Genomic DNA, 26123 nt, shown 5'->3' with positions numbered 1-26123 from the left:
GCGTCGGCGAGGTGCTGGCCCCGGATGGTGACGCCGTCGCCGGCACGGGGTACGGCCGACTCGCCGTTCGCTACGGAGGCGACAGTGCTGCTCGCAGCCATCGATGAGCAGCTGTGACCAGCAGGTTCGAAGCAGTCCCTAGCCGACCGGGACGAGGTGGCTTCCGGCGGCCAGTTGGTGGAGTAGTCCGATGGTCTCTTCCTCGTGTGACGCGAAGACTCCGTGGTCGCTGTGCCAGGTGATCGCGCGGGTTGCGCGTGTGGCGAAGTGGCGTTGCAGGTCCGGGTGCATGGCGCGGTCCTCGGTGCAGATCACGTAGGTGCTGGGCCGCTGGTGCCAGGCGGCGCTGGTCGTCGGCTGATGGCCGGAGGCCATCCTCTGGGGGACGAGCTCGGCGGTGTGGCGGGCACGTTCCTCTTCGCCGAGTTGGGCATGGAACAGTCCTCCCGCAGCCTTCGGGTCGATCGTCGTGGTTCCGGCAGGGTCACCGATCATGCCGGCCCTCAGATCGGTGGGCGGTGCACTGGCGAGAAGGCCGAGGGCGGTCTCGCCGCGGTCGGGCATCATCGCGGTGAGGTACACGAGGTGGTCGATCTTGTGCGGCGGAAGGCCGGTGATGACAGCGCCGCCGTAGGAATGACCGCACGCTATGGCGGGGCCGCCCTCGGGCAGCTGGTCCAGTGCGGTCTCGGCCGCGGCTATGTCGGCTGCCAGCGACCCGCGGTGCAGCTCGGCGACGGTCACGGCGACACCACGTGCCCGCAGCCCGGCCGCGACGCCCTCCCAGGCATGACCGGTATGCCATGCGCCGTGCACCAGCAGCACTCCTCGGGACGCGATGGAGGGTGAGGGAAGGATCATGAGGGGCCTCTCGGTGTTCGATCGGTCGATTGCGGCACAGGGGGGCGGCATGCGGACGGCACCCGCAGGACTGCCACGCAACTGCACACCGGCAGCGCAATGGCCACCATCCCGACGACGGCCACGGCTGCCGAACCTCCTCCAGTACGCCCTCCCAGCCGTTCGACCATAAGAGCCACCAGCCGGGAGAAGGATTCAGCCTCCGCCGGGAAATCCTCCACAGGGGGTCTGTGCGGTTCGTCGACGTCCTCGGCCTGATCCGGTTCGTCGAGCGCCTGCTTCCGCCGAGCGGCGGTGTGTAGCCCCCTCTGCCGGTCGGCCTGGTACCGCGGCCTGATCGCCGCCCACCGCGTCGAGTACGGCGGGTAGTTGAGGGGCGAGGGCGAAGCGCCGTCAGGCGGTCTCGGCGCCCTTCCGACACGCACCGGCCCCCGTCGGGACGGGGGCCGGTGGACTCGGGCGGCTGTCAGCAGTTCTCGTCGATCTTGTACTGGAGCGCCCTCGGGTAGTCGTGTCGGCTGAGCCGGACGCGGGCCAGGATCGGCGCGTGGTTGAGGTCGTTGCCGGGATCGGCGATGTCCAGCAGGAGTGAGTCGAGCTCGGTGTGGGTGGCGAGCTCGAACCCGTGCATCCGGTCCTTCTCCGTGCCGAAGACCTCGGCCAGCTTCTCGTACCGCCACGGGTGCAGCACGTTGTAGAAGTCGGCCCCGTTGGACGGTTTCTCCTTGTAGTAGCAGGGGCTGACCAGCATCTGCTCGATGCCGTAGAAGCCCTCGTTGTCCAGGACGAAGACCACCGGCCGCAGGTGGTGGCGCACCTGGGTGGACAGCTCCTGGCAGATCTCCTGGAACGAGCCGTCCCCGACGAACACGAGCGGGCGCTTCATCGGCTGCTGCCGGCCCAGTGCCACGCCGGTGGCCGCCCCGACGGAGTAGCCGATGGACAGCCAGCTGTTCTGTGCCAGGAAGCCGGCCCGCTCGGTGATCCGCAGGTTCATCGAGCCGAGCAGCGCGAACGCCGCGTCCGAGACCACCGTGAACGGCGAAGGGGCCTGTGGGTCCCCACCGGTGGCCTGGTGCTCCAGGAAGGAGTTGATGCGCTGGAAGAAGCTGTCGTACGTCAGCTCCGTGGGGTACTCGTCGGCGCTCAACGAGTCCAGGAAGTCGGACGTGCTGGCCGGGACGTCCAGGCCCGCCGCGTGCGCCAGCGCGAAGTGGTCGGCCGGGAAGGTCTGTCCCGCCAGTGCGTTGCGCAACGCCGCGATGAACCGGCCGAGTTGGACCTCGGGAAAGTACCTGGCGCCCACGCTGACGCCGTCGCGGGCCGCCACGATCCAGTCGTCGCCGATCGACTGGTCGCCGCCGAGGTTCTTGGACGTGGACCAGGTGCCCAGGCCGATCCGGCACCCCGCGTTCCTGAACGTCTTCCGGATCTCCGGCAGGCTCGCCTTGCCGTTGTAGACGCCGGCGAACAGCGGGTGCCGTTCGGACACCACGGACTTCGCGCCGACCGTGGTGCAGAACTGCATCCGCGTGGCCTGCACGAACTCCAGGAGCTCGTCCTCCAGCCGCCGGCGGACCAGCTCCTCGCCGGCCCAGACGATGGGTGTGCCGAACTCCCTGATCAGCTCCACCGCCGCCGTGACGGCCTTGTCCAGCATCTCCTTGTTCCGCTGGGTGAACGGGCGCTCGTGAGCGCGGAGTTCGCCCTGCGGCGGGGCGCACGGCGCATGCCAGAGGTCCTCCATCACCTCCAGGTAGACGGGCTTGCGTTCGGTCAGGCACGCGGTGATCGCGCTGTCGATCTGCGAAGGCGCGAGCCCGGGGTTGGAGAGCACCTGCGCATCCACCGTGACCTGCCGGTAGACGTCCAGGTTGCTCTCCCGGCGCGGGCTCATGTGCGAGGTGAGCAGGCCGACCGCCTGCTGGTTGAGCCACTGCTCGTAGGACGGTGCCGCGTTGATCGCGATCAGCGGTACGTCCTCGACGTACGCGCCGCCGATGGTGTTGAGCAGGCTGAAGGCGCCCACTCCGTAGGTCACCGCAACGGCTCCGACGCCCGGTTCGCCTCGGTCCGGGTCGGCGTCGGCGGCCCGCACCCTGGCGTAGGCGTCCGCGGCGTAGCCGCCGCCCATCTCGGTCGGGGTGCCGATCCAACGGATGCCGGTGGTGTCCTGCATGATCGTCAGGAACGGTCCGAGGAAGTCCCCCGGCACCCCGAACAGGTACCGGATGCCCAACTGCTCAAGCCTGGTGGCCAGGTAGCGGGCCACCGTCCAGTCGTCACCGCTCATTTGCGCAGGGCCTCCTGTCGGCTCTCCGGCCGGAGCCGGACCTCGGGCCGGATCTCCGGTTCCACCGGGGTCGGCGGTGGCGCTTCGTGTACGGCGATGGCCGCCCGGACGGCGGTCTCCACCGCACCCTCGATCCAGGCGTGCTTGAGCGAGACGTGCTCGCCGGCGAAGTGCACCGGGCCCTCCGGCTTGACCACGTCGAGGTGGAAGCTGGTCATCTGGTGCGGGGTGTACACCGCCGCCTCACCGAAGGCGTACGGGTCGCGCAACCAGCTCTGGGTCTTGCCGTAGCCGGTGTAGAACACCTCGATCCGTCGGCCGTGCACCGACTGGAGGTTGCGCAGCGCATACACGTACCGCTCGTCGTCCTCCATGGAGTCCCAGCGCACCGCGTCGTCCGACCAGCTGTAGCTGGCCAGCACCACCCCGCCACCCTCGGCGTCGGGCACCGGGTGGGAGGGGTAGTACATGAAGCGGTTCGGGTTGTCGGTGGTCGAGCCTCCGCCGACGCAGTCGGTGGCGGGGCGCACGCTCGCCCGGAGCAGCGGGGTGTGCTGGTACACCTCCCGCTGGGCCTGGCTGATCCGGCGCTCGTCCACGCTCGCGTGTGCGCCGAGCAGCATGTCCGGCAGGTTGTGCGGGGGCCGGTGGCCGTTGTGGGCGGCGGCCATGGCCGCCTCGGCGTCATCCTCGCCCGCCCGCTGGTAGTACTCGTACAGGCCGGGTGCGATGGAGTCGAGTTCGGCCTTCCAGTCCGCCTCGGTGAACTCCCACCACCGGCGGGAGAACTCCAGTAGCACCTTGGTGGCCTGGTCGTAGTGGGTCTCGATGATCGCCCGGCGCTTCTTGTAGGAGAACGGCGGCGTCACCTGGACGAACCGCAGGGCGGAGAACGGCACCGTGACGATCGCGAAGTCCCCCTTCCAGATGGTGGGTTCGGCGTTCGGGTCGTCCTCGGGGACGGTCTCGACGGCGACCTGCGGCCCGATCGGGCCGACGTTCCGCGCTCCTCCGCCGTCCCGGCGCGGGTCCCAGTGCTCCATCCGGATCATCCGCTCGCCCATCCGCAGCTCCTCCCGGAGCTCGTCGGCGAGCTCGGCGGGCAGCTTCCAGCTGCCGCCCGCGATCTCCCAGTAGGTGGCGCTGGGGTTGATGTCGCTGCGGCCCAGGAAGGTGTGGAAGAAGGCCAGGTGCAGGCGCGAGGTCATGTTCTCGATCGTGCCGATCGCCTCGATGGCCTCGTCGCTGAAGCCCGCGTACTCGCGCAGGAAGCGGCCCATGGAGTAGCCGTCGAAGTCGCGGATCACCCGGGCCCAGCCGTCCAGCCACTCGGCGAACGGCTTGTTCACCCGCTTGCCGTCCCTGATCTCCGAGTAGTAGTCGCGGACCGGTTCCAGAGCCTGGTTGACCATGTCGCCGGCGGTGATCCGCGCCTCGTCGCCGGTGAGGTGGAAGCCCTCGTTGACGCAGCTCGGGTCGGCGGCGTACTCCTTGCGGCGGGCTTGGAGTCGGTTGGTGCGGATCCAGGAGTTGAAGCGCTTGACCGGCTCGCGGAAGTCGGGGCTGTCCGCGCCGTACTTCCAGACCTTGCCGGGCTCGAAGGACTCGTAGACCACCGGCGGGACGGGCGCGTCCTGGCTGCCGGTGTCCGGATCGACGTCGACGTTGAAGAACAGCTGCCGGTTCAGGCCGAGTCGGTCGACCAGGGCGAGGGTGAGCGGGTGGAAGCTGGGCAGCCGCATGGCGCCGGCCTCCGCGTACTGCCGCGGGTCGTGGAACGGCCCGTCGGCCGCGTCGTCGGTGGAACGGAAGGTCTTGATCCGGCCGCCCACCCGGCTGGCGTTGGCCTCCAGGATGGTGACGTTGTGTCCGGCGTCCTTGAGCAGCTTCCCGGCGACCAGGCCGGCGATGCCCGCGCCGACGATCAGCACGTTCTTGGGCCTGTCCGTCTCCGGGATGCCGTCCTTGATCAGGACGTCGAGGTAGCGCAGCTTCAGGTCCTTGTCGTCCGGACCGACCAGCAGCAGCTCGCGCGCCAGCTGCTGACAGGTCTGCCAGCGGGCGCGTTCACCGGCTCTGCCTTCGATGACGGGGTTCTCCATGGTGTCTCCTCGGGGCGCTCGGCAGTCAGGGGCCGAACGGATGGTTGGGGAGGCCCTTGCCCTCGGCGAGGAGGCGCGGCGTGCTGATCGAGGGGGTGAAACCGTGGAGCGCGCCCGCCGTGCGCAGCTCCGGCCGGGGCGGCTGTTCGATGAACCGTACGGCGGTGGGACGGCTGGGGACCGCGGTCACGCTCGGACTCCTCGCGGTGGGGCAGCGGGCAGGGTTCGTCACGGAATGTGATGTTCCACGTACTCAACGTAGCTTCGTGGTCGAAGGTCCTGCCACCCGGAGGTCGGCCTCCCGGCGGATGGACCCGCCCTCGACCGCGAAACTGTCCGAGCAGGAGCTGTTCGCGCGGCTGCCGGCGGCGGCATTCGCGCTCACCGCCGAGCACGTTGGGCCAGTCGGCCGGGTCTTCGCCTGGCACCCCCCGAGGCCGGCGCGATGCCGGCCGCCGCCCGGGGCGTGTGGGGGCTCCGCGTCATTCGGGACGTGGGCGACCTCGCGCGGATGGACGACCGCAGAGGGGGAAGTCCACAGGCTGGCGCTGGACCAGGCCGTCCGGCCCGCCTCGGCCGCCCGCACCCGTACGGGCATGACCCGTTCGCCCGTCCGTTCCGGCCGGCCGTTGGACGTCGTTCCGGTCCTGCCGTGGGGGAGTCGGCGCCGGGGCTGGGGCCCTGCGGTCGCTCGCCCTGGCCGGCGCTTCCCATCGGGCCGATCTTCACCGGCGATCCGCTGCCGTCCGTGACGGGCAGCGAGCCGGTGCCCGGCCAGGGCAGGGTGACCGCTTGGGTCTCGTCCGGCGGGGTCACCACCAGGCCGGCGATCCGGACGCCGGAGCCGCCCGCGAGGTGTTGGCCGGGTGACTGATACCGAAGTACGTCGACTTGCCGTTCGGCACGACGCCCGTGACGACCGGCTCGCCTGAGCGCTTCGCGGACAGCGTGCCCGCGGAGGCCTTGAGGTCGACGCCCGCGTACCCGGAGAGCGTGCAGTCCGTGCCGCTGTGGTTCCTCAGCTCGACCACGACGGTGTTGTCGGCGTCGCCGGTGATGGTGCGGTCCGCGGCGGTGATGGTGCGGTCCGCGGTCCGGTACTTGGCGGTCCTCCCGGCTCCGGTGGAGCCGGCCGGCGCGGCGGTGGACGGCGCGTTGCCCTTCGCCGGCCCGCCCGAGGTCGCCCGCCCGAGGTCGGCCCGCCGCCGGGGAGGCACTGGTGGACGCGGTCGGGGCGGCGGTCGGGGCGGGGCTGTGCGGGGGACCGGAGGGCGCCCGACACGGGGCCGTCAGCGCTGGAACTGGCGGCGGTAGGTCGAGGGGCTGATGCTCATCGTCTCCCGGAAGTGGTGGCGGAAGCCGGCGACGGTCAGGCCCACACGGCCGGCCACCGTGTCGATCGGCTGGTCCGTGGATTCCAGCAGTACGGCGCCGGCCCGGATCCGCTGGTCGGTGATCCAGCGTCCCGGCGGCAGACCGGCCGCCTCGACGAAGCGGCGTTCGAACTGCCGCACCGACAGGTGCGCGACGGCGGCCAGTTCGTCGACGGTGAGCCGCCGGTGCAGGTGGTCCAGCGCGTACCGCATGGCCCGGCCGATCGGGTCGTCGGACGGCGCTCTGCCCACCGGATGCTCCGCGAACTGGGCCTGACCGCCCTCGCGGTGCGCGGCCACGACCATGCGGCGGGCCACCCGGGCGGCGATGTCGGCGCCGTGGTCCTTGCGGACGAGGTGCAGGCAGGCGTCGATTCCGGCGGCGGTGCCGGCGGCGGTGATGACGGATCCGTGGTCGACGTAGAGCACCGACGCGTTGACCTTCACCTCCGGATGGCGTTCCTGGAGCAGCGGGGCGTGCCGCCAGTGCGTGGTCGCCTCCTTGCCGTCCAGCAGACCCGCGGCCGCCAGAGCGAATGCGCCGCTGCAGATGGAAACCATCCGTGCTCCTCGCGCGGAGGCGTCCCGCAGCGAGGCCAGGACCGGCGGGGCGACGTCGCGGCGCACGTCCGGAACCCCCGGGACGATGACGGTGTCGGCGTGGCGGAGCCGGTCCAGTCCGTGGTGCACGACGATGTCGAAGCCGCCCACGACCCGGTGCGGCCCAGGCACCTCGGCGCACAGCTCGAACCGGTACCACCACCCCACGTCCAGTTCCGGACGGGAGACCGCGAACACCTCGGCCACCGTGGCGAGCTCGAACGGGGCCATCCCGTCGAAGGCGAGGCAGGCGATCCGGTGGTGGGCCATGGCGGAATCCTAGCGGTGAGCGCCGTTTCCGGCACTGTCGCAGGGTGTCCGCGAGGCCCGAACCTTGTGGGCATGGCACCTGATACCACTGCTCCGATGACGTTCGGAATGCTCGTCTTCGACGAGGTCGAAGTCCTCGACATGGGAGGCCCTTTCGAGGTCTTCAGCACCGCCGGCCGGCTGGCCCGCACCGCCGCCGACGAGCCCCTGCTGCGCGTCCTGACGGTGGCGGCGACCGGCCGGCCGGTCCGCGCCCGCGGCGGACTGAAGGTCGTGGCCGATCACACTCTCGACGAGGATCCCCCGTTCGACGTGCTGGTGATCCCCGGCGGCGTCACCACGGCGGTCGAGACGGACACGGACGTCATCGACTGGCTGGCCCGGCGCCGGAAGACCTCCGTGCTGACGTTCAGCATCTGCACCGGGGCCTTCCTGCTGGCCGCCACCGGGGGCCTGAACGGCCGTCCGGCCACGACCCACTGGGAGGACCAGGACGAACTGGCCCGGCGCTGGCCGGACATCCGGGTGTGCACTGACCTCCGGTGGGTCGACGACGGCGACATCGTCACCTCTGCCGGGATCAGCGCCGGCATCGACGCCAGCCTGCACATCGTGAGCCGGCTCTTCGGCGAGCAGCTCGCACATCGCACCGCCCGTCAGATGGAATACACGTGGACGACCGCGCCACGCCTGGGCCGGGGAGCGGCAGGCGACCGCGGCGTCGGGTGAAACGCAGGCCGGTGTCGGTCACCGGAGTCAGGGATCGGCACAGGCCGCCGGTGCTGGACAGTGGGGGACCGGAGCACCCAGCCTGCTTACCCCTCGGAACATGTGATCACGAGTCAGGTCTCGACCTAATTCGCCGACGACCTGCTACGCCGGTGGCCCGGATCCGCGCTCAAATTGGCTTGCCGACCCGGCGGGTGTGTGCCACTGTTCGGCCTGAATGTCTGGCATGTTGGCCGCCCTCTTCAGCTGCCTGCTGAAGAGGCGCAGGAATGAGAAGTGGTGCCATGGAAAGTCAGTACGCAGATGAGTGCCGCCGGTCGCTGGCCGGAGAGCAGGCGAAGAGCCTTGCCGAGACCAACAACTGGGAGCACGTGGACAGAGGCCAGGTCCATCAGGACTGGGACGTGCTCTATAAGGAGATCGCGGCTTGCCTGGACGGCTCCCTGCCCGGAGATCCGAAGACTCAGGAGCTCGTTCTCAGGCACTTTGACATAGCCTGCCGATTTTACACCCCCACCAGCAGGGCTTACATCGGCATGGCGCTCTTCTATGCGGAAGACGATGCCATGAGGGAGTTCCATAATTCCTACCACCCTGGGATGGTGGAATTCCTGGGTGATGCAATGATTATATTTGCTGAACGGGGAGTCGGGTTCGCTTCACCGGCGGGATCCGGGGCTTCGGCGGGATCCGGGGCTTCGGCGTAGCTGTCTGGCGCCCGGTTCGTGGAGGGTGGGGGCGCACTCGCATGGTGCTTGCCGCATGTGGTGCCATCACGGTGAGGTCGGCGGGCGGCCGCGCCGGGGCGGGCCAGGGCGATGGCCCGGCCCCGGGGGCTCCTAGGTCCTAGAGGTCGAGCTGGTACTCGAACGTCGTGTGCGTCGGTGCGTAGCCGAGGGCGTCGTTGATGTGGCGCATGTACGGGTTGTTGTCGGCGGTGTCGGTGAGCAGGCCGCCGAGGTCGGGGTGCCGCTCGCGGGCGTGTCGGATCGACGCGGCCTTCATCCAGCGGCCGAGGCCGTGCCCGCGGTGCTCGGGGAGGACGCCGGTGCCGTAGTGCTGGCCGTCACCCTTGCCGTCGCCGGGGACGACCAGTTCGGTGAACCCGGCGATCGAGCCGTCCGACTCGTCGATGGCGACAACGGTGTGCAGCAGGTTGCCACGCTTCTCGACGGCCGCCGCCGCGGCCCGGACCCGGTCCAGGTCCCAGGTCACCGTGCCGAAGTCGGTGCCGCCCATCGGCATGTCGTCCATGGCGTGGCGCGACGCGACGAACGTCTCGGCGAGGCTGTCGGGGACGGTGCCCTCCCAGGACGCCAGCCGGTAGCCGGGGTGTGCCTGTTCGGTGATCCCGGTGAGGGCGGTGATGTCCGCCTCGGCCAACGGCAGCCGGGTGAAGGTCAGGGTCAGGACCGTGCGGAAGCCCCGGGTCGGCAGGAACCGGTCGGCGGGGGAGCCGGCCTCGGCCTGGGTGATGACACAGCGCCGGCCGTCCCGGCGCGCGGCGGCGACGGCCGCGTCCAGGAGTGTGGAGCCGACGCGGTTGCGCCGCTCGGCCGGATGGACCTGGAGGTCCAGTTCGGCGAGGTGCTCCTGCCCGGGCCTGGTGAAGAGGCGCAGGAACGCCGACCCGAGGGGGATTCCGTCGGCGTCGGATGCCAGCCACGCCAGACGGTGGCCGGACGGGCCGGTCTCGGGGTCGGTCAGTGCGGTGATGCGAACGGACAAGGTGTCTCCGTCGTAGAGATAGGGATGAACTGGGCTGTGCCTGCGGGCAGTCGGGCAGTCGGGCGGCCGGGGAGTCAGGCGCCTGTCGGCGGTACCCATTCGGTGAGCTGGACGACCACTCCGTTGGGGTCGGTCACCCGCACCACCAGCTCGCCCCATGGCTCTTGCTGGAGGGTCACGGCCAGGCCGGCCCCTTCGTTCCGCAGCCGCTCGTACTCGGCCGCGATGCCGGTGACCGCGAACGACACGATCACGTCGGTCGGCCCTTGGCCCGACCCGTGCTGTTCGAGGTCGCGCCGCACCAGGATGAGGTCGACGGCCGCGTCGTCACGGCAGAGCTCCACGACGTCCTCGTCGACCACGACCTCACGGAACCCCAGGTGGGTGGTGAAGAATCGGCTGGAGGCGGCGGGGTCGGTGACCGTGAGGGACACCGCGGAGGACACGACGTTCATCGCGCACCCCTCTCTCGTGCTCGATCGTTGGGATGGATCAAGCTTCGGGCGCGCCGGTACGGGGATCAACTGCGACTTTCGCAACGGTCGTTAACCCCGGTGTTGGCGATCCCCACTCCCACGCGGCACTGCAGCCGGAGACGCGGCCCATCGGCACGCCTCAGTCGGGCAGGGGCCCCAGGTCGCGTACGACGCGGGCGAAGGAGCGGATCATCTCGTTCTCCGACTCGGTGCGCCACACCAGCGAGTACGAAAGCAGCTCCAGGCCCTTGACCGGCAGGTAGGCGATGTCCGGGCGAGGGTAGTAGCGGGCCACGTGCACCGGGAAGAGGGCCACGGCATCCTGCATGCCCACCGTCATGAAGATCTCCTCGATGTTGTTCACGACGGCGCCCCGGTCGATGAACCGGCCCTGGGGAGTGTGCTGCGGAACGTAGTGGTCCATCCAGTAGTCGGGCGACGGGTTGACGCTCACGTGCTGGAAGTCGCTCATCTCCTCCAGGGTCACCGTGGACCACCGCGCGAGCGGATGCCCGTGGTCCACGGCCAGCGCTCTCGGCTCGGAGAAGAGGGTGGGCCCCACGGTCAGATCCGGCTCGTGGACGGCGGGCCAGGTGACCAGGATGTCGGCCTCCCCGTTGCGCAGCTGGCCGAAGGGATCGGCGTAGGCCGACATCCGCAGCCGCAGGTCCCACTGCGGGTGGCGGGTGCGAAAGGTCTCGAAGTACCGGCGCAGCTCCTGGATGTTGGCAGGGAACAGGCTCACCCGGAGCGTGCCCGTCTTGCCCCGGGCGGCCAGCCGGGCCCGCGCCAGACTCTGGGTCAGCCCCTGGTGCACCACCCGCAGGTCGTCCCGCAGCTGCTCACCGATCGGCGTCAGCCGGACGTTGCGGCTGTCCCGGGCGAACAGCTCCGCGCCGATCGAGCGCTCCTGCTTCTTGATCGCCTGGCTGACCCGTGCCCCGGAGACGTGCAGCCGCTCCGCGGTCCGGCCGAAGTGCAGTTCCTCGGCCAGGGTCAGAAAGATCTCGATGTCACGCAGTTCCACATGCCCCCACTTACCCCGTGACGTCCGCGCGGCGGACCGCCACGGCCCATCCTTCCAGGTCCGAGGCCCCGACCCGACACGGACCCCGGTCGGGCCGGACACCCTCGGCACCACCCGGCGCCCGGAAGGTCACCGTCCGTCAGTCCAGGAGCTCGACGTACCCGTCGGTTCCGTGCACGCGGATCCGCTGCCCGTCCCGGATCAGCCGGGTGGCCTGATCCACGCCCACGACGGCCGGCAGGCCGTACTCCCGCGCGATCACCGCGCCATGGGTCATCAGGCCGCCCACCTCCGTCACCAGGCCCGCGACGGCGACGAACAGCGGTGACCAGCTGGGGTCCGTGTGGGCCGTGACCAGGATGTCGCCCGCTTCGAGATCGGCCTGCGCCATGTCGAGGATGATGCGGGCCCTTCCCTCGATGGTCCCGGCGGAGACCGGTAGGCCGACCAGGGCGCCGGCCGGCACGCCGTCGCGCCGGTACGCGCCGGCGACGGCCTCGCCGTCCGAGGTGAGCACCCGGGGCGGGGTGAGCGCCTCGTACGAGCGGAACGCCTCCTTGCGCTCCTGGATGAGCCGGCCGTCCACCTGCCCGGTGCGCACGGCGTCGTGGAACTCCTGGAACGTGAGGTGGAAGGCGTCCTCCGGCTCATCGAGCACGCCGGCCCGCACGAGGCGCTCGGCCTCCTCCAGCAGGGACTGCTTGTAGACGAAGTAGCGGCTGACGATGTGGTACTTCGGGTACTCCCGGTACCCGATGAAGGTCCGGACCCGGTCGATCATCCGTTTGGTCTCGTCGGCCTTCCGCTCGCCGTCCGGCAGGGCCCGCAGGCGCGACAGTACGTCCTGTTCCTTCCGCAGCGCCTCCTGCCGCCCGTGCTCGAAGCGCCGCCCGGCCGCGCCCGGCGCGAAGAGCCTGACGTTGTCGAGGATCAGGGGCACGAGTGTGCCGGGGCGCTCGCGCCACCGCGGCCGAGTGATGTCGATCTCGCCGACGCAGCGCATGCCGTACCGGTCGAGGTAGGCCTCGACGGCGTCGCGCGCCTCGGGTCCGCCCGCGAGCTTCGCCAGCCCGTCCAGGAAGTCCCCGCCCGGGGAGTCCTCGTGCTGGACGCCCTCGCCCGGGCTGCCCTTGCCCGGGACGCCCTCGTGCTGGACGCCTTGCAGGAACGCCACCACCTCCGGATGCGGGCGGATCACGTCGGCGACGTCGAGCAGCGCCAGCCCCATCTCCGAGGTGACGTTGTCGGGGGCGGACAGCGTGAGCGTGTCGGCCGCGCTCTTCTCGCCCAGCCACTCCTGCAGCCTGTCGTTGAGCCACCAGGTGGCCTCCATCCCCGCCATGATCGCCTGCATGTTCAGCGGATCACCGAGGTCTCGTCTGTGCTCCTCGAAGGCGCCCAGCAGGAAGTCGAACAGTGCCGGTCCGGTCTTCGTCCGGATGTCGCGCCGCAGGGCGGCGAGGGACGCCTCGCTGCGCGCGATCAGCTCGGCGACGATGGCCGGATCGGTCTCGATCGGAGCGGACGCGCCGTCCCCCGGCGGCCTCCCGGGCCCTGCGGGACCGGCGTCCGGGAGCGACGGAACGAAGTCGCCGCGGTCCAGGACGGTCTCCAACGCGTCCCTGACCAGCGGATCGCCTCGCCCCACGAGGTCCAGCAGGCCGGCGCGGCTCGCGGGCGAGGCCAGGCGTCCGGTGACGTCGACGAACAGCCTCCCGCCGGCCTCGTGCATCGGCACCATCGCCGTCAGCTGCCACATGGACAGCCCCAGCGGCTTCATGGGGTCGGTCATCATCTGCTGATGGCCGACGGAGACGTAGACGTGGTTCTCCTGGTCGGCGGCCTGGGGGACGGGGAACAGCGTGGTGATCGGCCGGCTCTGGACGATCCGGAAGTCGTCGTCGACCAGGCACCATTCGATGTCCTGCGGGCGGCCGAGGTGCGCCTCGATCCGTCGCCCGAGCTGCACCAGCCGCACCACCTGGGCATCGGTCAGGGCCGGCTGCTCCTGCCGCCGCAGGTCGATCGCCACCTCGTGCGTACCGCCGGCCGGGCGGGGGTGGAGGGCGCGCGGTTTGGTGGCGATCGTCCTGGCGATCACCTCTCCGTCGCGAACCTTGAAGACGTCCGGGTTCACCAGGCCGGAGACCAGGGCCTCGCCGAGGCCGAAGCCGGCGTCCACGGTGGCGGTCCGCCGGTTGCCCGTGACGGGGTCGGCCGTGAACAGGACGCCGGCCGCATCGGGGAAGACCATCCGCTGGACGATCACGGCCATCCGGACCGTGCGGTGGTCGATGCCGTTGCGCCGGCGGTAGGCCACGGCCCGCTCGGTGAACAGCGAGGCCCAGCACCGGCTGACGTGCCTGAGGACCGCCGCCGGCCCCACGACGTTCAGATAGGTGTCCTGCTGGCCGGCGAAGGAGGCCGTCGGCAGGTCCTCCGCCGTCGCGCTGGACCGGACGGCGCAGGCGGCCTGCCCGCCGAGCCGGGCGAGCGCGTCGGTGACCGCCGTCGCGAGATCGCCCGGGACGGCGATCGCCTCGATGGTCCGGCGGATCTCCGCGCTGAGCGTGCGGACCGCCTCCAGGTCGTCCGGGTCCAGGCGGGACAGCCGGTCGAGCCGATCGTCGATCGACGGCGCCTGCGCCATGATCCGCCGGAAGGCCTCCGTCGTCACGCAGAAGCCGGCCGGCACACTGGTGCCTTCGATCCGGGACAGCTCGCCCAGGTGCGCGCCCTTGCCGCCGACGATCGCGACCTGCGTCCGGTCGACCTCCCGAAGGTCGAGCACGTACTGCCCGGTCATCGCGCTACCTCCGCGGCCGTGGTGTCCCGGCGCACCCCACCGGCCGATTGCACTGCCGGTCCCATCATCGGACCGGCTGACACCGGACCGGCTGACACCGGACCGGTGTCACCGCGTCCCCCGTGTGTCGACAACAGCACCCGCACGTCGTGCCCTCATTTCCGCAGGTTGTGGCCTCGGCCAAGGATTCTGCGCGGTGACCGGGGTCTTGCCGCAAGCCCCCCGGTGGGTTATACGTTGAGAGTGGCAAGGAGAGACGTATCTCCTTGCCTTTCCTTTTTTCTGCCGGTTGTCGTCCGCGCTGGAACCGCCAAGCCCCCCGCCGAGCGGCGGCGCGCCGCTTGCTGCGACACGCGCCACCTACGCCACACGCGCCCCCTGCAGCCACACTGCGCCGCCGGCCCCTCCGGGCCGCGCGGCCGGTCGGGCAGGCCTTGACGCGGCGTACACGCGTTGTTGATCACCTCTCTCTACGTTCGTGCGAGCCCGCGGCCGTCTCGGCCCGGATTGTTCTGCATGTTCCTGTGAAGGTGAGGTTCCCGACGCCCATGCGCCGGGATTTCTTCGGTTCCAGACTCCGGTCCCTGGTGGCCGCGACGATTTCGGGGGTGATGACGCTGCCTCTGCTGGGCGCCGTCGCGCCGGCCGCGCAGGCGGTCGAGGCACCGCCGTACCTGCATCCGTGCCTCGACACGAGCACGAAGCTCCCCCAATTCGTGTATCGCGGGGTGGGGCTGAACCTGCGGAGCGACAAGACCGACGGGAACGCTCCTGAAGAGGGTTGGAGAGCCGAAGGGGTCGACCCGGAGACGATCTTCCGCGACGGCTTCACCGCGAAGGGCGCGGCGGTGGGCGTGTCGGACTACTCCGTGCCGCGCCATGTCACGGGCGACTCGGCATCCGGGCACAGCACCACCAATTCCGGCTACGTGAGCACCACGTCCGAGATGAGTGTGGCGAAGCGCTTCGCCGCGCTGCACAGCGGATTCTCCCAGGTCGGCACCGACGACGGGCCCAGCACGGCGGAGAAGACGGGTTGGGTCTACGTCATACGCCCTGACAGGCGCTTCTTCGACATCTCCTCCCAGTACCAGAACGTCCCCTCCAGCGCTCTGGGGGAGTACGAATGGGCCGCGGTCGGAAAGATACCGGGCAGTTTCATCGTGTCCGCGACGAAGGTGACCCAGAAGTTCGTCCGTACGGCCAACGGCATGGAGGCATCTGGAGCGATGCAGATGCTGGAGACCGTTCCGAACAGGAGCGCGGTCGATCCGCCCCGGGACTCCCTGCCGGGCCTGCTGGAATTCGGTTGGGGCCCGCAGGCGCGGGTCGTGGTCATCGCGCCCCAAGCGGCGGACCGGGAGGCGTGCCTCAAGAAGCCCCCGACCGAGGAGCCGAGCTGCCCGGCGAAGCCCACCACGGCGGCGGCGGCCGTGCCGGGTGCCGTGCGGTCGCTCGCGCTGGCCGGCACGACCGGCGCGGTGACGCGGACGGCGTCGACGGACCCGCCGTCCGGCGGCGGCACGACTCCCGCCGCCGCGCCCGGCACCTCCGGCGGCAGCCCGCGGCCGCTCGACGGCGCGACGTACCAGCTGACCGCCTCGGCCTCGGCCTACAGCCCGACCTTCAACCTGGACGTGCGCGGCGGCGTGCCGTCGAGCGGCACGGCGGTCCAGGCGTTCTCGCGCAACTGCACCGTTTCGCAGGACTGGCGGCTGCGCGAGGTGTCGACCGGCCTGTTCGCGCTGGAGAGCGCGCTCGCCCCGGGCCTCGTTCTGCAGCAGGATCCGTACAGCCACAACACCACCGTGTCGTCGCTGCGGAACGACGCCGCGGGCAGGCCGAACGGCAGCGCCGACCAGCAGTGGACGTTCAAGAACGCCGACGACGGCGGGTTCAGCCTCGTCAGTGCGGCCGACCAGCAGTGCCTGACCATGGCGGGGCAGCAGTCCACCGGACTGGGCGCCAGGCCGTGTGACGGCGGCGTCGCGCAGAAGTGGAACCTGTCCGTGCCCTGCGCGCCCGCGGACCCGGTGGTTCCGGGCGCCGGTCGTACCGTTCCCGGCTACCAGGGCCTGCCGTGGCCGACCGTCAAGGGCCACCCCGAGCTGACCTGGCCCGCGCTTCCCGGCGGCAACACCGGCGGCGGTGGCGGCTCGCAGCCGGACAACTGCGGAAGCCAGCCGCAGGGCGCCGAGCAGCGGGGCGGCTGGATGTGGAAGGGCTGGAACCTCTGCCGCGGCGCCGCGATCACCAGCGGCAACGCCGACCAGTGGACCACCCTGCAGATGAAGGGCGACGGCACGCTGGAGCTCGTCTACAGCTGGGTCAGCGACTGGACCGGCCAGACGAGTTCGGCCGTGGCGTGGACGGCACCGGGCAGCACCGGGTGCGGCCGGCGGGCCACCATGCAGCAGGACGGCAACTTCGTCGTCTACGGCGACGGCGGCCGGGTCTGCTGGGGCTCCGGAACCGAGGGCCACACCGCAGCCTGGCTGGAGGTCAACCCGTCCGGAACCCTGACGATCTGGTGGGTCGACGACCGCGCCCTGGCGGCGGCCGGCATTCCGCTCAACCTCGCGCAGGCCTCGCTCGACCTCATCCTGGCGCTGGCCGCCTCCATCCCGCGTCTGCAGTGGCAGCAGGGGGTCCAGCACAGGATCCCGACGCCGAACTGCCAGAAGATCCAGTGCACCTGACCCCACCAGGAGGCCACTTCCCCGGGGAGTGATCGAGTAGACCAGGGCCGGGTGGTCCGACGTACCCGTCGGGCCGCCCGGCCCTTTTTCGAGCTTGGACCACCGTTGGGGACGGCCGGGGTGGGGGTGTAGGGGCGGGAAATGGTCTGGGCTCGGCGGGATTCATATGATGGCAAGTCATTAGTTATTTGTCGGTGCCATGATCTGCGGACGGCGCCCCGGACCAGGGCGCGCCCAGGGAACCGGGCCGGTCCGCGGATGCGCACCGGTCCTCGGGCTTGATTCAGGGAGAACCATGCGTGGCACCGTACTCGGCGACCGCTACCGGCTGGTGGACTGGCTGGGCAGCGGGTCGATGGGCGACGTATGGCTCGCCGAGGACGAGGTCCTGGGCCGCCGGGTGGCGGTCAAGGTGGTGAAGCCGGCCCTGCTGGACGAGCCCGGCTTCGCCGAGCGCTTCCACGCCGAGGCGCGCGTCATGGCGCAGCTGCGGCACCCGGGCATCGTCGGTGTGTACGACTACGGGCACAGCGCCGCGGACGGGCTGCGCTCGGTCGGCTACCTGGTCATGGAGCTGATCGACGGGGAGCCGCTGAGCGCCGTGCTGGAACGCCGCGGCGCCCTGCCGGTGGCGGAGACCCTCCGGATGGCGCTGCAGGTGCTGGAGGCGCTGGAGGCCGCGCACGAGTCCGGCGTGGTCCACCGGGACATCAAGCCGGCCAACCTGATGGTCCGCGCCGACCGGACGGTGATCGCGGACTTCGGCATAGCCCGGCCCGGCTGCGACGCCCGGCTGACCGTACCGGGGATGGTGCTCGGCACCGCCGCCTACCAGGCGCCGGAACAGGCCTCCACCGGGACGGTCACCGCCTCGGCGGACCTCTACGCGCTGGGCGTCGTCCTCTACGAATGCCTCGCCGGACGGCTGCCGTTCGAGGGGGAGACCGCCCTCGAGGTGATCCTCAAGCACCTGACGACGCCCGTGCCGCCGCGTCCCGAGGGCGTGCCCGCGCCGGTGTGGGCGCTGGTCGAGCGGGCGATGGCCAAGGAGCCCGGCCAGCGCTGGTCCGACGCGGCGACGATGGCCGCGGCGGTGGAGAAGGCCATCGTCCGGGCGGGGGAGCCGGTGCCCGCGGCCCCGGTCCGGCCCCGGCCGTCCGCCGGACGCGCCGCGCGGGCCCGGCTGCGCCTGCGCGGGCTGGTCGGGGTGACGGCGTTGTCGCTGGTCTGCGTGGCCGGGGCGGCCGGAGCGACGGTGATCCCGCCCGACCGGGACGGCGCACCGGACATCGTCGCCGCGCCGCCGGTCGGCCTCGCGGGCCCGGGGGTACCCGTGCAGGCGGCGACCGACCGCAGGCTCGCCGGACAGCAGCCCGTCCAGGCGGCGGCTTCGGCGCCGTCGGCCGGACCGGGCGCGGGCGAGAGCCCCACACCCGGGCCCGGGCCCGATCCGTCGGCCGGACCGACCCCGGCCGCGCCCGTCCGGCCGGGGGACCCGTCGTCCGCCGGGTCCGCCGGGGGCCAGGACACCGCGGCGCCCGCGCCGTCCGCGGTCGTGCCCGTCCGGCCGGGTGCGCCGGATCCCTCCTCCGCCGGGTCCGCCGGCGGCCCGGACGCCGCGCCGCCCGCGCCGCCCGTGGTCGCGCCCGTCCGGCCGGGCGCGCCGGATCCCTCCCCCGCCGCGCCGGCCGGGGGGCAGGAGACCGGCACGCCTGCGTCGACCCCCAGCCCCTCGGCCCAGCCCACCCCGCACGAGACGGCCACGCCCACGCCGTCCGCGACGGCGACGCAGCCCACCCAGCCGCCGAAGCCGCAGCTGCCCTCCCTGGTGCAGATCACCGGTACCGGCGGCGCGCTGGACAACTCCAGCTCCGCGGACCGGGACGGCAACCTGGTCGGCACCTACCTCATCAACGGCACGCTGGCCCAGACCTGGCGGCTGGACAAGGTCGCCGAGGGCAAGTACTACCTGCGCAACGCCTCCAGCAACTTCACCAAGGTGCTGGACCTGGACTGGCGCACCGGGTCCGTGCAGATCTGGTCGAACCCGCCGGGCGCCGAGAACCAGATCTGGTCCTTCGTGCCGGTGCCGGGCGGCCACCACATCGTCAACGCCTTCACCAAGGGGTGCCTGACGTCCGACGGGATCGCCCAGTGGGCCCGGATGTCGGCCTGCTCGGACGCGGACAACCAGGTGTGGACGCTGTCCTGAGCAGCCGTCGGAGCGCCGGTTGAGCCTGGTCACCCGGGCAGTTGGAGGGAGCCCCCGCCCGGCGGTCAGGCCGGGAGCCCGCCCGGCGGTCAGGCCGGGAGCCAGGACGGCCACTGCCGGCGGGGCCGGCCGGCGGGCCCGCCGAGGCCGATCAGGGCGTGCAGCCGGTCGGCCTCGGGGGAGCCGATGGAGGCCAGGATGTCGTAGGCCTCCGACCGGCAGGCCCGGGCCGCCTCCTCGGTGGCGCCGCCGTCGGCGAGCGCGTCACCGAGCGCCGCCAGGGCCAGCCCCCGCCCCCGGCGGTCGCCGTCGAGCGTCAGCACCTCGACCGCCCGGTCGGCCGCCTCCACCGCCTCCGCGCTGCGGCCGACGGCTCGAAGCGACTCGGTGAGCCGCAGCAGCGTGCGGCCCGTCCGGCGCCGGTCGTCCGGCCGCAACAGGGCCAGGGCGCGACGGTGGTGGCGCAGGGCCAGCTCGAACTCGCCGCGGTCGTGGGCGATCGTCCCCAGCGAGTCGAGGGCGAGCGCCTGGAGCTCGTGGTCGGCGAGTTGGTGGCAGATCAGCAGGGACTGATCGACCACGCGGACCGCCGCTTCGAACCGGCCGAGCTCGGTGAACGCGCCCGCCAGGTTGAGCAGTTCGACCGCCACCGAGCGCCGGTCGCCGAGCCGCTCCCAGACCGGGATCGCCGCCGTGAAGGCGTCGACGGCATCGCCCGGCCGGCCGACCTGGACGAACAGGGCGGCCAGCGAGGCGTGGGACAGCGCGAGCAGCGGCCCCGGCAGGTCGTGGGCGGTGCACAGGTCGCGGGCCCTGAACAGCTCGCCGAGCGCGGCCGGTTCGGAGCCGACCTCGGTGAGCAGCCGGCCGAGCACCAGCCGGGCCCTGGCCTCGGACGTCCGGTCGCCCTGCCGGACGGCGGCCTGGAGCAGGACCTTGGCCGCGTGCCCGAGCGGCCGGGTGGCCTGGCCGGTCTCGCACAACAGGCTGCACCCGAGCAGCAGTTCGGCCACCAGATCGAGCCGGTCCGGCGCGGGGAGCCCGGCGTACTGGCCGACCAGGGCGCCGATGCCGGGGAACTCGCCGCGACCGCGCGCCACCGCGCGGGCGTCGGGGGCCTGCGGCGCACCGGCTCCGGACAGGGCCGCGCGGGTGGCGGACGGGCCGAGGGCCGCGACGGTGCCGGCGTGGTGGTGGACCGCCAGACGGGTGAGGACGGCGGCCGGGCGGTCCGCCACCGCATCCGGGTCCGCCACCGCATCCGGGTACGAGCCCGCCCCCGAGCCCGCCCCTCCCGAGCCCGCCGCCGGATCCGGGGTGAGCCGCTGGGCGAAGGTGCGCAGCAGGTCGTGGTACCGGTAGCGGTCCGGGGGCGCGGTCTCCAGCATCGAGCAGTCGACCAGCGACTCGGCCAGCTCCTCGGCCTCGTGCTCGGGCAGGCCGAGCACCGCCGCCACCGCGCCCGGCGACAGATCGGGCACGTCCGGCACCGCCAGCAGACCGAAGGCGCGGGCCTGGTCGGGCGTCAGCTGGTCGTAGCCGAAGCGGAACGCCGATTCGACGGCGAGGTCCCCGGTGCGCAGCACGTCCAGGCGGCGGCGGTTCTCGGACAACTTGTCGAGCAGCTGGGCCATGGTCCAGTCCGGCCGGCAGGCGAGGCGGGCGGCGAGGATGCGCACGGCCAGCGGCAGGTGGCCGCAGAGCCGGACGAGCTCCCCGGCGGTGTCCGCCTCGGCCTGCAGCCGCTGCCCGCCGACCACCTGGCCGAGCAGGTCGAGGGCCTCCTCCGGGGCGAAGGCCGGCAGCACGACGACGTGGGCGTTGGGCAGCGAACCGAGCCTGGCCCGGCTGGTGACGAGCACGGCGCAGCCGGGCCGGCCGGGCAGCAGCGGCCTGATCTGTTCGGCGTCCCGGGCGTTGTCGAGGACGACCAGCACGCGGCGGCCGGAGAGCAGCGAGCGGAACTGGGCGGAGCGTTCGGCGAGCCCGGCGGGCAGCGCGTCCGCCGGCACGCCGAGGGCGCGGAGGAAGGCGCTCAGCACCTCCTCGGGCAGGGCGGGGCGGCCGTCCGTCCCGTGCAGGTCGACGTAGAGCTGGCCGTCGGGGAAGTCGGCGGCCAGCCCGTGCGCGACATGGACGACCAGGGCCGTCTTGCCCACACCGCCCAGGCCGGACACGGTCGCCACGGGCACGGTGTGCGGGGCGAGCAGGGCGGTCCGCAGCGCCTCGGCCTGCGCCTCGCGGCCGGTGAAGTCGGCGAGGTCGGCCGGTACCTGGGTCGGCCGCACCGGCGCCCGGGCCGGCCGGACCGGTGTCTGGTGCGGCAGGCGGCCCGCGGCGCCACCGGGCCGGGGCGGCGGGGGCGGGGGCGCCGCGAGGGTGGCGTCGGCCACCAGGATCCGGCGCTGCAACTCGCGCAGGCCCGGTCCGGCGGCGACGCCGAGCTGGGCCCGCAGCAACCGGTCCGTGGCGCGGTACACGCCCAGGGCCTCGGCCTGCCGTCCGGTGCGGTAGAGGGCGAGCATCAGCAGCTCGGAGAACCGCTCCCGGTGCGGGTGTTCGGCCGTGACCGCGGTCAGTTCGGCGACGGCCTCGCCGGACGGTCCGGCCTCGACCTCGGCCTCCAGGCACGACTCCAGGACGGTCACCCGGCGTTCGGCCCACTCGCCGCGCTGGCGCTCCGCATAGGGGCCGGAGAGCCCGGACATCGGCTCGCCCTGCCAGAGGGCCAGCGCGGAGCGGAGGGTGGCTGCGGCGCCGGCGTGCTCCCCGGCGGCGCGGAGCTCCTTCGCCGCGCCGACGAGCTCCTCGCAGCGGTGGATGTCCAGCCCGGTGGGATCCATGGTGAGCAGGTAACCGCCGGCGAGCGAGGTCAGCGGGGCGGGCCCGAGGATGCGGCGCAGGCGGTGGACGTACGTCCGGATCACGCCCGTGGCCTTGGCGGGCGGCTCCTCGCCCCACAGGTCGTCGACGAGTTGACCGGCCGACACGGGGTGGTTGGCCCTCAGCAGCAGCGAGAGCAGCAGGCTCCGCTGTTGCGGCGAGCCCAGCGCGAGCTCGCCGCCGTCCCGCCACCCCCGTACCGGTCCCAGTACCGCGAACCGCAAACCACCCACCGACCGTCCCCCTCCGGACGCAGACGAACCCCCGGCCGCATGATACCGACCGCCTCACGGCCGGCCGGAGGTTGCCGCTCGGAGGGTAGGCGGGGTGCCTCAGGTCGCCGACAGGTATCCGGGGGCGGTCCACGCGACGTCGTCGACCGCGAGCCAGGGCGCGGCCGCCACGGCCCCGGGCGTCACCCCGGCGAATTCCAGCACCTCCCGGTGGAGGTGGGACTGGTCGGCGTAGCCGGTCTCGGCGGCCACCAGGGCGGGGCTGTGCCCGGCCGCGAGACGGTGGGCGGCATGGTCGAAACGGACGAGCCGGGCCGCCTGCTTGGGGGTGAGGCCGATCTGGGCGCGGAACCGCGACCACAGCCGCTTACGGCTCCAGCCGACTTCGCCGAACAGCCCGTCGCCCAGGTCGACGGCCACCGTGACGGCCGGGTACGGGACCACGCCCAGCTCGACGAAGTCGGCGGTCCGGGAGCGGAATCCGGCCATGGCGACCCCCGGCAGCCGACCGGGCCGCGACGGGGTGGCGATGTCCCACAACGCCGTGGCGTCCTGGGCGGAACCGGCGTACCGCATATCGGCAGGCTACGCGAGGTCCGTCCGCGGCACTACGGCGTGGGCACGACGACAACCGGACAGGCCGCTGTGGCGTGGTCGGGCGAAGGCGGTCAGCTGGAGGCCCGGACGACGAGCTCGGGGCGGACGAGGGCGTGGGCCGCCGGCCGGGCCGGGTCGGCGAGTTGGGCGACTACCTGTTCCACCGAGAGGGCGCCCAGGAGGTTCTTGTCGATGTGGAGCGTGGTCAGCGGCGGGCTGGTGATCTCGGCGAGGGTGAGGCCGTCGCAGCCGACGACGGCGCAGTCCTGCGGGGCGCTCAGGTTCCGGCGTTCGAGTTCGAGGAGGGCGCCGACCGCCATGACGTCGTTGTAGGTGATGACGGCCGTGGTGTCGGGGTGGGCGTCGAGGAGGCGGCCCATCGCCTCCTGCCCGCCCGCGATCGAGTTGCCCGAGCCGACGATCCGGGTGGTGTGGTCCCCGGGGGTGAGGGGCGCCGCGAGTTCGCCGAAGAGCAGGCCGCGCGGGCTGCGGGGCCGGTCCCTGCCCAGGTCGAGCATGCCGATCCGGGTGTGGCCGCGGGCGGTGAGGTGCGCCAGGATCTGCCCGGCGCCGTCCCGGAAGTCGATGTCGACGCGGTTGAAGGGCCCGGTCTCCGGGGGGAGTTCGGCCTCCCAGCCGAAGACGGAGAACGGTATGCCCAGCCGCCGGGCCTTGGCGAGTGCGGCGGGGTGGTGGAGGTAGCCGACGAAGCCGTCGGTCTGCCGGTCGATGAGGTCGAGGGCGGCGAGTTCGCCCTCCTCGGTGGCCCGGGTCGCGACCATGACGACGTGGGCGCCCGCCGCCTCGGCCGAGTGCATGACGCCGTCGGCGACCTCGGGGAAGAACGGGTTGGTCAGGTTGGGGAGGATCATGCCCAGGGTGAGCGTGTCGCGGCGCATCATGCCGCGGGCGAAGCGGTTCGGCCGGTAGTCGAGCGCGCGGGCCGCCTCCAGGACGCGTTCCCTGGTCCGGGGGTCGATTTCGCCCTTGTCGTTGATGGCGCGGGAGACCGTCTGCCGGGAGACTCCCGCGGCCCGCGCGACGTCCTCGATGGTGGGCCGTTTGGCGGACGACGGGGACATTCGCGCTCTCCTCGCTGAAGGTCGGTTTCGCCGCGATTGCCGCAGCGTCGGACAGTTTATCCGTGCCCTCACCGGTGGGTTTACCGGCGCGAAATGGAGCCTTGACTTTGCTTGCGGCGATCGACGAGCATGACCCGTGACAGCTCACGTGAGCGCTCACGGGACAAGGGATTGGAGCCGCATGACCGAGGTGTGGGAACCGTACGCCCCGGCTGTCGCCGACGTGCCGCACGAGATCCGGGTGGGGGATCTGGACCTGCGGATCATCGGAACCGAGTCCGGGCCCGTGGACGTGGGGAACGGAGTACTCGAACTGGAGGTCCGCGGCGAGGGGGAGGTCCGGGTCGAGTGGCGGATCCCCTGCACCGGGGCCACCGCCTACTGGACGCCGACGAACAACGACGCCTACTGGCTGCCCACGGCCTGGGCGGCGCCGACCCCGGTCTCCTTCGTCCGCGGCGCGCCCGTCGCGGCCCTGATCGGGCAGCACGACCGGGCCCTGTGCGCGTTCGCGGCGGTGCAGGCGGAGGCCGTGATCGGCAGCGGGGTGGTCGAGGCGACGGGGGACTTCCGCTTCTGGGTCAAGTCCGACAAGGTGCTGCGGCTGCGGATCGACCGGTCCGGCCGGCACTTCGCCCGCTGCCTCCAGGACCTGGTGGGCTGGTGGCCGGGGAGCGACCGGCGGATACCGGACGTCGCCCGGATGCCGGTCTACTCGACCTGGTACGCGCTGATGCAGGAGGTCTCGCCGGAGCGGATCGAGCGGCAGGCGGCCCTCGCCAAGCGGATCGGCTGCGACAGCATCATCGTCGACGACGGGTGGATGACCACCGACCGTGCCCGCGCCTTCGGCCACTGCGGGGACTGGGAGCCGCTGTCCCTTCCGGAGACCGCCGAGCACGTCGCGCGGGTCCGGTCGCTGGGCATGGCGTACCTGCTCTGGTACGGCCTGCCGCTGGTCGGGCAGGAGAGCTCGGTCTGGGAGAAGTTCCAGCCCTACGCGCTCCAGCGGGTCGAGCCGCTGCGCGCGATCGTGGTCGACCCGCGCTATCCGGAGGTCCGCGCGCACCTGGTGGAGACGACCGTCCGGGCGATCGCGGAGTGGGGGATGGACGGGTTCAAGTTCGACTTCCTGGAGCGGTTCAGCTCCGTCGGCGCGCCGCCCGCGGGCCCCGACGCGGACTTCGCCGACGTCGGCGAGGCGGTGGCCGAGCTGCTCCGCGAGATCGTGGCGCGGGCGTCCGAGGTGCGGGGGTCCGTCCTGCTGGAGAGCCGCCAGCCCTACGTCGGACACGGCTTCTGGCCGTACGCCACCATGGTGCGCGCGGTCGACTGCCCGCTGTCCACGACGCAGAACCGCAGGCGCACCATCGATCTGCGGCTGACGGCCGGTCCGCTCGCCGTGCACGCGGACATGGTCATGTGGCACCCGCAGGAGAGCGCCGAGCAGATCGCCGCGCAGCTGATCGGCGTCCTGTTCTCGGTGCCGCAGATCTCGGTCGACCTGACGGAGCAGACCCCGGAGCAGATCGAGGCGGTCTCGTTCTGGCTGGGATTCTTCCGGAAGTACGCGGAGGTGCTCCAGCAGGGCGAGTTCGTGCCGTCCCGCCCCGAGCTCGGCTACCCGGTCGTCCGGGCCGGGGACGGCCGGACGGTGGTGGTCGCCCGCTACGCGCCGGTGGTCGTGGACGTCCCGGCGGCGGGGTGGTCGGAGTTCCTGCTGGCCAACGCCGATGCCGACCGCCAGGTGACCCTCTCCGGCGGTCCGCGCCGAAACGTTTCCGCCACCGTCCGGAACGCGCGGGGGGAGGTGCTCTGGGAGGGGCGGCTCGAACTCGGCCGGGGCACCGTCGTGGTCGAGGTGCCGACGGGAGGCCTGGTCTCGCTGGCCGACACCGCGGCCTGACCGGGCCGCGGGCCCCGCCCGGCCCCGCGGCCCACCGCTCGCCATCAACCCCGCCTACCGCCGCCCGCCTCGTCTATCGCCCCCCGCCCGGTGCGCCCCTGCCGGGCGGGCCCGGCACCGCCCGGGCTCTGCTCGGCCCGGATCCCGGCCTGCCCGGCGCCACTGCTCGGGAAATCCCCGGGTCACCCCTTTCCGCGGATACGGGGATCCCGCCGCCCACGTATTCCGCCTGCCGCCGGCGCGCGA

At 72.3% G+C, this 26123-nt stretch carries 17 protein-coding genes and 1 pseudogene; 5 read left to right on the top strand and 13 right to left on the bottom strand.

Translation table 11 applies throughout. From position 1 onward, the window contains the following. Positions 1–138: 138 nt before the first annotated feature. From ACIGZJ_RS21475 to ACIGZJ_RS21450, 6 genes are all read right to left on the bottom strand, one after another. Positions 139–825 carry an alpha/beta hydrolase gene (locus tag ACIGZJ_RS21475; RefSeq protein WP_396458700.1) on the bottom strand — a complete coding sequence of 229 codons (687 nt, stop codon included), beginning with the start codon at positions 823–825 and terminating at the stop codon, positions 139–141. 502 nt (positions 826–1327) lie between these two features. Continuing rightward, positions 1328–3154, bottom strand: a complete 1827-nt coding sequence (locus ACIGZJ_RS21470; RefSeq protein ID WP_396458699.1) for an alpha-keto acid decarboxylase family protein — start codon at positions 3152–3154, stop codon at positions 1328–1330. Beyond that, entirely contained in the window at positions 3151–5256 is a 2106-nt protein-coding gene (locus ACIGZJ_RS21465; RefSeq protein WP_396458698.1) for a flavin monoamine oxidase family protein, read from the bottom strand. The genes ACIGZJ_RS21470 and ACIGZJ_RS21465 overlap by 4 nt, the downstream gene beginning before the upstream one ends. A 25-nt stretch (positions 5257–5281) precedes the next feature. Next, positions 5282–5446, bottom strand: coding sequence for a hypothetical protein (locus ACIGZJ_RS21460; RefSeq protein WP_396458697.1), 165 nt, complete (start codon positions 5444–5446; stop codon positions 5282–5284). Between the two features lie 622 nt (positions 5447–6068). After that, positions 6069–6473 (bottom strand): DUF4232 domain-containing protein, encoded by a 405-nt coding sequence (locus ACIGZJ_RS21455; RefSeq protein WP_396458696.1) that lies wholly within the window; start codon positions 6471–6473, stop codon positions 6069–6071. 72 nt (positions 6474–6545) lie between these two features. Continuing rightward, on the bottom strand, positions 6546–7499 hold the full coding sequence (locus ACIGZJ_RS21450; RefSeq protein ID WP_396458695.1) for a helix-turn-helix domain-containing protein: 954 nt from the start codon (positions 7497–7499) through the stop codon (positions 6546–6548). 96 nt (positions 7500–7595) lie between these two features. Here ACIGZJ_RS21450 and ACIGZJ_RS21445 point away from each other — a divergent pair, with 96 nt between their 5' ends. Together ACIGZJ_RS21445 and ACIGZJ_RS21440 are read left to right on the top strand one after the other, a co-directional pair. Next, the gene (locus ACIGZJ_RS21445; protein ID WP_396458694.1) at positions 7596–8228 is read left to right on the top strand and encodes a DJ-1/PfpI family protein; all 633 of its coding nucleotides are present in this window, start codon (positions 7596–7598) and stop codon (positions 8226–8228) included. 284 nt (positions 8229–8512) lie between these two features. Then, on the top strand, positions 8513–8935 hold the full coding sequence (locus ACIGZJ_RS21440; protein ID WP_396458693.1) for a TipAS antibiotic-recognition domain-containing protein: 423 nt from the start codon (positions 8513–8515) through the stop codon (positions 8933–8935). Positions 8936–9074: 139 nt separating this feature from the next. Here the strand turns inward: ACIGZJ_RS21440 and ACIGZJ_RS21435 are convergent, their stop codons facing one another. From ACIGZJ_RS21435 to rph, 4 genes are all read right to left on the bottom strand, one after another. Continuing rightward, positions 9075–9956 (bottom strand): GNAT family N-acetyltransferase, encoded by an 882-nt coding sequence (locus tag ACIGZJ_RS21435; protein WP_396458692.1) that lies wholly within the window; start codon positions 9954–9956, stop codon positions 9075–9077. Positions 9957–10030: 74 nt separating this feature from the next. Continuing rightward, the gene (locus ACIGZJ_RS21430; protein WP_396458691.1) at positions 10031–10411 is read right to left on the bottom strand and encodes a VOC family protein; all 381 of its coding nucleotides are present in this window, start codon (positions 10409–10411) and stop codon (positions 10031–10033) included. A 160-nt stretch (positions 10412–10571) separates the two neighbouring features. After that, complete coding sequence (locus ACIGZJ_RS21425; protein WP_396458690.1) at positions 10572–11459, bottom strand: LysR family transcriptional regulator; 888 nt, start codon at positions 11457–11459, stop codon at positions 10572–10574. A 139-nt stretch (positions 11460–11598) separates the two neighbouring features. Next, on the bottom strand, positions 11599–14265 hold the full coding sequence (gene rph / locus ACIGZJ_RS21420) for a rifamycin-inactivating phosphotransferase (protein ID WP_396458689.1): 2667 nt from the start codon (positions 14263–14265) through the stop codon (positions 11599–11601). A 611-nt stretch (positions 14266–14876) separates the two neighbouring features. On the opposite strand from rph, the gene ACIGZJ_RS21415 reads away from it, so the two are divergent. Together ACIGZJ_RS21415 and ACIGZJ_RS21410 are read left to right on the top strand one after the other, a co-directional pair. After that, complete coding sequence (locus ACIGZJ_RS21415; protein ID WP_396458842.1) at positions 14877–16964, top strand: RICIN domain-containing protein; 2088 nt, start codon at positions 14877–14879, stop codon at positions 16962–16964. Between the two features lie 295 nt (positions 16965–17259). Next, positions 17260–19176: a protein kinase gene (locus ACIGZJ_RS21410; RefSeq protein WP_396458688.1), complete on the top strand. Its 1917-nt coding sequence runs from the start codon at positions 17260–17262 to the stop codon at positions 19174–19176. A gap of 89 nt (positions 19177–19265) precedes the next feature. On the opposite strand, the gene ACIGZJ_RS21405 is transcribed toward ACIGZJ_RS21410, so the two are convergent. The 3 genes and pseudogenes from ACIGZJ_RS21405 to ACIGZJ_RS21395 all read right to left on the bottom strand — a co-directional run bounded on the left by ACIGZJ_RS21405 (position 19266) and on the right by ACIGZJ_RS21395 (position 23971). Continuing rightward, positions 19266–22292: an AfsR/SARP family transcriptional regulator gene (locus ACIGZJ_RS21405; RefSeq protein WP_396458687.1), complete on the bottom strand. Its 3027-nt coding sequence runs from the start codon at positions 22290–22292 to the stop codon at positions 19266–19268. A 99-nt stretch (positions 22293–22391) separates the two neighbouring features. Next, a pseudogene (locus ACIGZJ_RS21400) lies at positions 22392–22694 on the bottom strand (helix-turn-helix domain-containing protein); the annotation flags it as partial. 266 nt (positions 22695–22960) lie between these two features. Further along, positions 22961–23971 carry a LacI family DNA-binding transcriptional regulator gene (locus ACIGZJ_RS21395; protein WP_396458686.1) on the bottom strand — a complete coding sequence of 337 codons (1011 nt, stop codon included), beginning with the start codon at positions 23969–23971 and terminating at the stop codon, positions 22961–22963. A 181-nt stretch (positions 23972–24152) separates the two neighbouring features. Between ACIGZJ_RS21395 and ACIGZJ_RS21390 the strand changes: the two genes are divergently transcribed. Continuing rightward, positions 24153–25877, top strand: coding sequence for a glycoside hydrolase family 36 protein (locus tag ACIGZJ_RS21390; protein ID WP_396458685.1), 1725 nt, complete (start codon positions 24153–24155; stop codon positions 25875–25877). Positions 25878–26123: the final 246 nt, after the last annotated feature.

The organism is Kitasatospora sp. NPDC052868, from assembly GCF_044547105.1.
In the GTDB taxonomy this organism is placed as follows: domain Bacteria; phylum Actinomycetota; class Actinomycetes; order Streptomycetales; family Streptomycetaceae; genus Kitasatospora.
Note: the sequence above shows the minus strand (reverse complement) of the source record. Positions and strands in the feature narration are given on the sequence as shown.

Bases quoted from the DNA above. Each gene is read 5' to 3' on its own strand.
- ACIGZJ_RS21470 (WP_396458699.1), bottom strand. From the start codon at position 3,154: ATGAGCGGTGACGACTGGACGGTGGCCCGCTACCTGGCCACCAGGCTT.
- ACIGZJ_RS21465 (WP_396458698.1), bottom strand. From the start codon at position 5,256: ATGGAGAACCCCGTCATCGAAGGCAGAGCCGGTGAACGCGCCCGCTGG.
- ACIGZJ_RS21450 (WP_396458695.1), bottom strand. From the start codon at position 7,499: ATGGCCCACCACCGGATCGCCTGCCTCGCCTTCGACGGGATGGCCCCG.
- ACIGZJ_RS21445 (WP_396458694.1), top strand. From the start codon at position 7,596: ATGACGTTCGGAATGCTCGTCTTCGACGAGGTCGAAGTCCTCGACATG.
- ACIGZJ_RS21440 (WP_396458693.1), top strand. From the start codon at position 8,513: ATGGAAAGTCAGTACGCAGATGAGTGCCGCCGGTCGCTGGCCGGAGAG.
- ACIGZJ_RS21430 (WP_396458691.1), bottom strand. From the start codon at position 10,411: ATGAACGTCGTGTCCTCCGCGGTGTCCCTCACGGTCACCGACCCCGCC.
- rph (WP_396458689.1), bottom strand. From the start codon at position 14,265: ATGACCGGGCAGTACGTGCTCGACCTTCGGGAGGTCGACCGGACGCAG.
- ACIGZJ_RS21415 (WP_396458842.1), top strand. From the start codon at position 14,877: ATGACGCTGCCTCTGCTGGGCGCCGTCGCGCCGGCCGCGCAGGCGGTC.
- ACIGZJ_RS21410 (WP_396458688.1), top strand. From the start codon at position 17,260: ATGCGTGGCACCGTACTCGGCGACCGCTACCGGCTGGTGGACTGGCTG.
- ACIGZJ_RS21395 (WP_396458686.1), bottom strand. From the start codon at position 23,971: ATGTCCCCGTCGTCCGCCAAACGGCCCACCATCGAGGACGTCGCGCGG.
- ACIGZJ_RS21390 (WP_396458685.1), top strand. From the start codon at position 24,153: ATGACCGAGGTGTGGGAACCGTACGCCCCGGCTGTCGCCGACGTGCCG.